The organism is Sphingomonas bacterium (assembly GCF_903643065.1).
Classification (GTDB): Bacteria; Pseudomonadota; Alphaproteobacteria; order Sphingomonadales; family Sphingomonadaceae; genus Sphingomonas.
Map to the genome: position 1 here is coordinate 1 of NZ_CAHJWX010000094.1, position 7,019 is coordinate 7,019.

General features: G+C 69.4%; 6 protein-coding genes. 4 read left to right on the forward strand and 2 right to left on the reverse strand.

The features are described from left to right. The 4 genes from HUU95_RS04900 to HUU95_RS04915 all read left to right on the forward strand — a co-directional run. Positions 1-1,299, forward strand: a 1,299-nt coding sequence (locus HUU95_RS04900) for a capsular polysaccharide export protein, LipB/KpsS family (protein ID WP_174279088.1), incomplete at its 5' end; no start/stop codon positions are given. 131 nt (positions 1,300-1,430) lie between these two features. Further along, positions 1,431-2,636 (forward strand): glycosyltransferase family 4 protein, encoded by a 1,206-nt coding sequence (locus tag HUU95_RS04905; RefSeq protein WP_174279089.1) that lies wholly within the window; start codon positions 1,431-1,433, stop codon positions 2,634-2,636. Positions 2,637-2,701: 65 nt separating this feature from the next. Beyond that, positions 2,702-3,439: an ABC transporter permease gene (locus HUU95_RS04910; RefSeq protein ID WP_254602624.1), complete on the forward strand. Its 738-nt coding sequence runs from the start codon at positions 2,702-2,704 to the stop codon at positions 3,437-3,439. A 33-nt stretch (positions 3,440-3,472) separates the two neighbouring features. After that, a complete protein-coding gene (locus HUU95_RS04915; protein ID WP_174279091.1) occupies positions 3,473-4,654 on the forward strand; it encodes a Wzz/FepE/Etk N-terminal domain-containing protein in 1,182 nt (393 codons plus the stop codon). A gap of 42 nt (positions 4,655-4,696) precedes the next feature. Here the strand turns inward: HUU95_RS04915 and HUU95_RS04920 are convergent, their stop codons facing one another. After that, positions 4,697-5,989, reverse strand: coding sequence for a hypothetical protein (locus tag HUU95_RS04920; RefSeq protein WP_174279092.1), 1,293 nt, complete (start codon positions 5,987-5,989; stop codon positions 4,697-4,699). Continuing rightward, positions 5,986-7,019 (reverse strand): glycosyltransferase family 4 protein (locus tag HUU95_RS04925; RefSeq protein WP_174279093.1); only part of this gene is annotated, 1,034 nt, incomplete at its 5' end. The genes HUU95_RS04920 and HUU95_RS04925, both read right to left, overlap by 4 nt.

Genomic DNA, 7,019 nt, shown 5'->3' on the forward strand with positions numbered 1-7,019 from the left:
CTGGCGCTGGTCGCGGTCGCCACGCTGGCGGGTGCCGAGGTCCGCCTACTGTCCCCCGGCCGGTTCGCGTTGCCCAGCGACGACCTTGCCGCGCGCCGCGAGCGGGTGGCGCGGCACGTGCTCGGCTGGCGCTACCGCGATCCGTTCGCGGACGCGCCCTGTTCGCCCGAGCGCACGATCGCGCTGTTGGCGCTGTGGCGCGCCACGATCGATGCGAACCGCCCGATCCGCGCCGCGTCGGGCATGGCGTGGTGGAAGCGCGCGGAGATGCGGCGTTTCCTATGGGTGCCCGGCCGCGCGCCGCTCGCCTTCCGCCGGCCGATGGCGGCCGTCCGTCGCGCACGCGCGGGCGAGAGCGTGGCGCTCTGGCCCTCGCGCTTTCCCCCGCGCGCCGTGGATGAGGCAGCGCGGCGCGGCGTGGTGCTGGTGCGGGTGGAGGACGGCTTCGTCCGCTCCGCCGGGCTCGGGGCCAACCTCGTGCCCCCGCTGTCGGTGACGGTTGATCGGCTGGGCATCCACTACGATCCCGCCGGCCCCAGCGAGCTGGAGGCGATGCTGGCCGGAGCCGCGTTCCCGCCGGCGCTGCTGGAGCGCGCGCGCGCGTTACGCACCGGCATCGTCGCCGCGGGGCTCGGCAAATACGGTGCCGCCGATCCCGCCCGGCCACCTGTAGCGCTGCCGCCTCATTCGCCAGGCCGCAAGCTGGTGCTGGTGCCGGGACAGGTGGAGGACGATCGCTCGGTGCTGCTCGGCGGGGCGGCGGTGGGCGGCAACCTCGGCCTGCTCGCCCGCGTTCGCGCTGACGAGCCCGATGCCGAGATCTGGTATCGCCCGCACCCGGACGTCGACGCCGGCCATCGCCGCGGGGGCCCGGGCGACGCGGCCGCGCTGGCGCATGTCGATGCCGTGGTGCGTGCCGGGAGCATGGCGGACCTGCTGGGCAGCGTCGACGCCGTCCACGTCAACACCTCGCTCAGCGGCTTCGAGGCGCTGCTGCGCGGGTTGCCGGTGACGTGCCATGGCACGCCCTTCTACGCCGGCTGGGGGCTGACGCGCGACTTGGGCCCGGTACCTCCCCGCCGCGGCCGCGCCCTGGCGCTCGACGAACTGGTCGCCGCGACGCTGATCCTCTACCCGCGCTACCTCGATCCGGTGACGATGCTGCCGTGCTCAACGGAGGTGCTGGTGGGGCGGCTTTCGTCGGCATCACGGATGCGCGTCACCTGGGTTACGCGCCTGCGCATGATCCAGGGGCGGCTGGCGCGAGCGCAAGGGGGGCAAACGCGTCCGGTTGGCTGATCCGGAGCGATGCCCTATGCACCGCCGGCATTGCGCCCATGGGGCTTTCGCCGAGGCAGTCCTTTGGGCGCGTTCACTATCTTTTCGGCAGATTGCGTCGTCTACCCGGTGGTCGGGGGGAGGGATGCGGCATGACGGCGCCGGTTCTAATCCTCGACCTGTCCCGGCTCCTGTCGCGCGTCCTGCACGCGACCCCCACCGGGGTCGACCGGGTAGAGATGGCCTATGCCGAGGGCCTGCTCGCGGCTGCCGGCGATCGATTGTCCTTCGCCGCCGTGCATCCCGGCGGCTATGGCCGCCTGCCCGCCGGTGCGGTGAAGGAGTTTCTGGTGGCGACGAAGGCGCGCTGGCAGGACGAGGGCGCTGCCGCGTCGGACTTGCGATGGTTCGCCGTGCGGGCGCTGGCCGCGCTGCGCCCGCGCCCGGTGCCCCGCGCCGATGGCACCCGGCGCGTCTACATCCAGGCCTCGCCCCACCACCTGACCAGGCCGCTGCTGGTGGAGCGTATCCTCGCCCGCGAGCGCGCCCGCTTCCTGTGCCTGGTGCACGACCTGATCCCGCTGGAATTTCCCGAATATGCCCGTCCGGGTGGCGCGCAACTCCATCGGTGCCGGGTGGAGACGATCGCCCGGTACGCCGACGGCGTGTTAGGCAATTCAACCTCGACGCTGCACGCCATGCGGCCGTGGCTCGACCGGGGGTTGCGCGCGCCGGCGACGGGGGTCGCGCCGCTGGGCACGGAGTGCCTCGACGAGCCCATGCCGGTATCGGGGCCGATGCCCGGATCGGAGCCGCAGCCCTATTTTATCTGCGTGGGCACGATCGAGCCCCGCAAGAACCACCTGCTGCTGCTGAACATCTGGCGTCGCATTGCCGCCGAGCCGGGCACCGTACCGCCGCGGCTGCTGCTCGTCGGCCGGCGCGGGTGGGAGAACGAGCAGGTGGTGGACATGCTGGAGCGGTGCCCGGCGCTGGTCGGCTGCGTGGAGGAGCATAGCCGGCCGTCCGACCGGGAGATGCGTCGCCTGGTGGCCGGTGCGCGTGCGCTGCTGATGCCTTCCTTCGCGGAGGGTTACGGGATGCCGGTGACGGAAGCGCTGGCACTCGGCGTGCCCGTGATCTGCAGCGACATCCCCGCGCACCGCGAGACCGGCGGCACGGTGCCCGACTATCTCGATCCGCTCGACGCGATCGGGTGGATGCGGGCGATCCGCGCCTACGCCGCCGATGGCCCCGAACGCCGTGCCCAGTTTGCCCGGATGCCGGCATGGTCGCCGCCGACGTGGCGGGAGCACATGGATATGGTATTGGCGATGGCGGAGAAGATCGCCTCATGAGTTCAAGTCCCGTCGGTCCCACGACCTTTCCATGGCATCATGCGCTGTCCGTTCAGGGTCGCGTCGTGGGTGCCGTGCTGATGCGCGAGCTGCACACCCGCTATGGCCGCGAGAACATCGGCTATCTGTGGCTGATCGCCGAGCCGCTGATGCTGGGCAGCATCATCGCGCTGCTGCACAGCGGGCAGACCGCGCACGAGGGATCGATCAACCCCGTGGCGCTCACCGTGGTGGGCTACACCATCTTCATCATGTTCCGCGGCATCGTGAACCGGGCCGAGGGGACGCTGCATGGCAACTTGCCGCTTCTATACCATCGCATGGTGACCGTGCTGGACATCGCGCTAGCCCGCGCGCTGCTGGAGGCGGCAGGGACGTTCCTCGCCTTCACCATCCTGTACAGCCTCATCATGGCGATCGGCTTTGCCGACCTGCCGGCACGTCCGCTGATGCTGATGGCGGGCATCGCCTACATCTTCTTCTTCTCGTTCGGCATCTCGACGATCATCGTCGGCGGTACGCACGATAACCGGCTGCTGGAGCGGCTGGTGCATCCGTTCAGCTATTTCATGATCCCGCTGTCGGCGGCGTTCTACCAGGTTTCCTGGATCCCGGAGCCGTATCGGCACTACCTGCTCTACAATCCGTTCCCGCAGATGTTCGAGCTCGTCCGCTACGGCGCGTTCGACACCGCGACGCTGGAGTATGTGGATTTCACCTACATCACCGGCTGGACGCTGATCCTTAATTTTCTTGGTCTTCTTGCGCTCCGTGCAGTTCGCAGCCGCGTTCATCTCAGCTAACGCCCGGTCACAGCCTTTTTCGAAAGCGTCCGCATGAACGTCCACGGCACCTTCGCGCTGAACCTGGAGCCGGCCCCCGAGCAGCAGCCGAGCCTGTTCTCGCGTCTGGCAGACATGCTGCGCCGTCGCCGAATGCTGGTACTGGTGGTCGTGCTGCCGACGCTGCTGCTGAGCAGCTACTACTATCTTGTCGCCGCCGACCAGTATCAGTCGGAGGCACATTTCATCGTCCGGTCGGTGGAAGGCCCATCGGCGTCGCCATCGGGGTTCGGGCAGTTGTTAGGGCTCACTGGCGCCAGTACGGGTGGCGGCGACGCCGCCAGCGTGTCCGACTATCTCCAGTCGCACGACGCGGTTAACCGGCTTCGCCAGGACATCGATCTGGTGGACCGGTTCCGCCGCCCCGAAGCCGATCTGTTGAGCCGCCTGCACACCGCCGATCCGACGCCCGAAGCACTGCTCAAATATTACGGCGGTAAAGTATCGGTGCACACCGACCACGATACCGGGATCACCACGTTGACCGTGCGCGCATTCCGGCCGGATGATTCCTACACCATCATCCGCAGCCTGCTGGTGCTGGGCGAGCAGCGCGTGAACGCGATGAACACGCGCAGCTACGACGACGCGATCGCCTCGTCGCGCCGGCAGCTTGCGGAGGCGGAGCGGGGTGCTGCCGCCGTCCAGTCGACCTTGACTGACTATCGTCAGGAAAAGGCCGACATCGATCCCGAGGGGTCGGGCAAGGCTCAGATCGGGCTGGTTTCGACCCTCCGCGCCAACCTGGCGGCCGCGCAGGCGCAGCTCGAGACAATGGGCGCGTTCGTGAGCCGGTCCAGCCCGCAATATGTTGCCATGGCGCGGCAGGTGCGCTCGCTCCAGTCGCAGCTTTCGGCGCAATCCGGCCGACTGGCGGGTTCTTCCACGGCAAGTGGTTCGGACATCGCTAACAAGCTGGGCGGCTACGAAAGCTTGCGCTTACGTCAGGAATTCGCCGGCAAGCGCTACGAGTCCGCCGCCGCGGCGCTGGCCCAGGCACGCGAGCGAGCACAACGCCAGCAACTCTATCTCGTGCGCGTGGTCGATGCCAACATGCCGGTGAAGTCGCTCTTCCCGCAGCGCGGACGCATCGTGCTGACGGCGTTCGTGGCACTGCTGCTCGTCTACAGCATCGGTTGGCTGATTGCGGCCGGCGTCCGCGAACATGCTGCGTGACCTGCCGCCACTAGCGTCCGCTCCGGTGTATCCGGGCGGACGCTAGTCGCGCCGGCGGGTGATCAGGACGAAGGGCAGGCACGGGTCCGTCCCGCTCTCGTCCCCGTCATTGATCGTGAAGGCGAGCGGCGCGACGTCGTGTCCGTCCGCGATCAGCGACAGCGCCAAGCGCTCGATCTCCACCCGTCCATGGCTCGCCGAGTGCGGATCGGCCGACGGTGCCAACTCGCCGGAATAGCGCAGCACGTGGACGGCGAGGCCGCCGGGGCGAAGGCAGGCCATCGCCACCCGCATCATAGCGGCCAGATGCACGCGGTCCCCACCCGTCGCCGCAGCATCGGCAGACCACAGGGCGTCGAACCCGGCAAGACCGGACGGCAGCACGAGATCCGTCAGCGCCGTGGCGTGCACCGCGGCGAAGAAGTGGGCCGGTGCGCACAGGGCCGGACGCGCCACCTGTTCCAGCAGCAGGCCGGGATCGACCTCGGGCAGATCCCGCCGGGCGGGCGCAGCGATCAGTACCGTGGCACCGCGCCCGGCCAGATACGCCGGCAGTGAACGGGGCTCGGCGGCAATGCCGAGCACCCGGCCGCCAACGAGTGCCGCGCCGCCGCTGTAGTGGTGCAACGCCTGGAGCACCGCCGCGTCGCCCCATCGCGCCGCATCGTCGCCTGGTTCGTCGCCGAGCGCATCGGCCCAGGCGTTGAGGAGCGGATCGCGCAATTGGGCGATCGTCATCGCCTGCGACACCGGCGCAGAGAGGAGCGGCGGGTCCGCCGTCACCAGTTCCGGCCGGCCGACCCGCACCGCACCCGAAGGGCGCTCCGGTGGTGCGGGGGGTATCGGCACAGGCCTGTCGTCGAGCGGTGTCGCCTCGCTGGGACGCGGGTAGAGCGACAGGCTAGCGGCGGAGCCCCAGGCATCCGTCTCGTCTCCGATCCGGCCGCTCACGATATAAGCCATGTTGCGACGCGCGACGAATGATATGGCGGCGCGCCCGTTCGCAGCTACCACCGCCGCTATCGGCATCGCGATGTCCTTCACCACAATTGGTGCCGTGCCGGGGTAGATGGACCGTGCTTCTACCCGCAACGCGAGCGTGCCGAACCGTGCCGAAAGGTCGTGCAGGTGCAGCTCGAAACGGGCCAGGCCGGGCGACGGGAAGATGTCCGACGACCGGAAGGTATAGCCCGGATCGTCCGGCGCACGGTCGCCGCCAAGCCCAGCGATCCGGCTGGCGAGATTGCTGTCGGCGCCGAATGGATTGATTGGCAGGAACCCGGCGGGAGCCATCTCCGGTGCTGCGGGAGGCGCTATGTCGTCCATCCCGGTCATGCCAGCACCTGCGCGTACAGCCCGGCCAGTGCATCGCGGTAGCGCGCCGGCGAGAAGGTAGCCGCGCGAGCGGCGCCGCGCTGGCCGAGATCGCGCCGGAACTCGTCGTCCTCGTCCAGCCGTCGCAGCCCGGCCGTGATCGCGGGCACGTCATAGGGGTCGACCAGCAGCGCCGTGTCGCCGGCAATCTCGCGGATCGCGCCGGTGTCCGACGAGAGCACGGGCACGCCCAGCAGCATCGACTCGTGCACCGGCAGGCCGAAGCCTTCGTGGAGCGAGGGGAAAGCCAGCGCCCGCGCGCCGCGCACCAGCCGCATCAGCAGGTGGCGCGGCAGATAGTCGATCTGGATGACGCGCCGATCGAGATGCTCGTGCCGCGGGCCGGAAGGGTCGTCGGCGCGCGGCAGCAGCACCAGCTCGGCTTCGCTCTGCCACGACCGGGCCGCCACGATCACCAGCGGCGTCGCCGTACCGAGCGACAGATAGGCCTCCAGCAGCCGGCCGATGTTCTTCTTGGGCTCGATCGCGCCGAAGAACAGGAAATAGCCGTCGCGTTCCAGCCCGAACAGCCTAGCGACGGTGCGCGCGGTCTCGTCGGGATTCTCGGCCAGCAGGTCGGGATCGACGGGCGATGTCTGGTAGGTGTTGATCACACGGGAGGGATCGATGCCCAGCAGCTCGACGATGTCGCTGCGGCTCGCCTCCGACACGGTGCAGACCGCATCGGCATGGGCCGCGCAGCCGGCGACGAGCGCGCGATACTGCCGCTTGTCGTCCAGCGTGGCGAAGGGAAGCCGTAAAGGCACGAGATCGTGCAGCGTGTAGACGTTGCGCGCGCGCGCCAGCGTGATCGGCATGGGGTATGTCCAGTGCATCACGGCCGGCGGATCGGCGATGCGCAGCGTGGCGAAGCGCCCCGTCAGCCGGAAGAAGGCATGGGCACGCTCGAACAGCGCCGCGCCGCTCCACAGCGCGTCGAACACGCCGGCGCGATGGTCCAGCGCCCGGCCCTCGACGGTGCCGCGCGGCA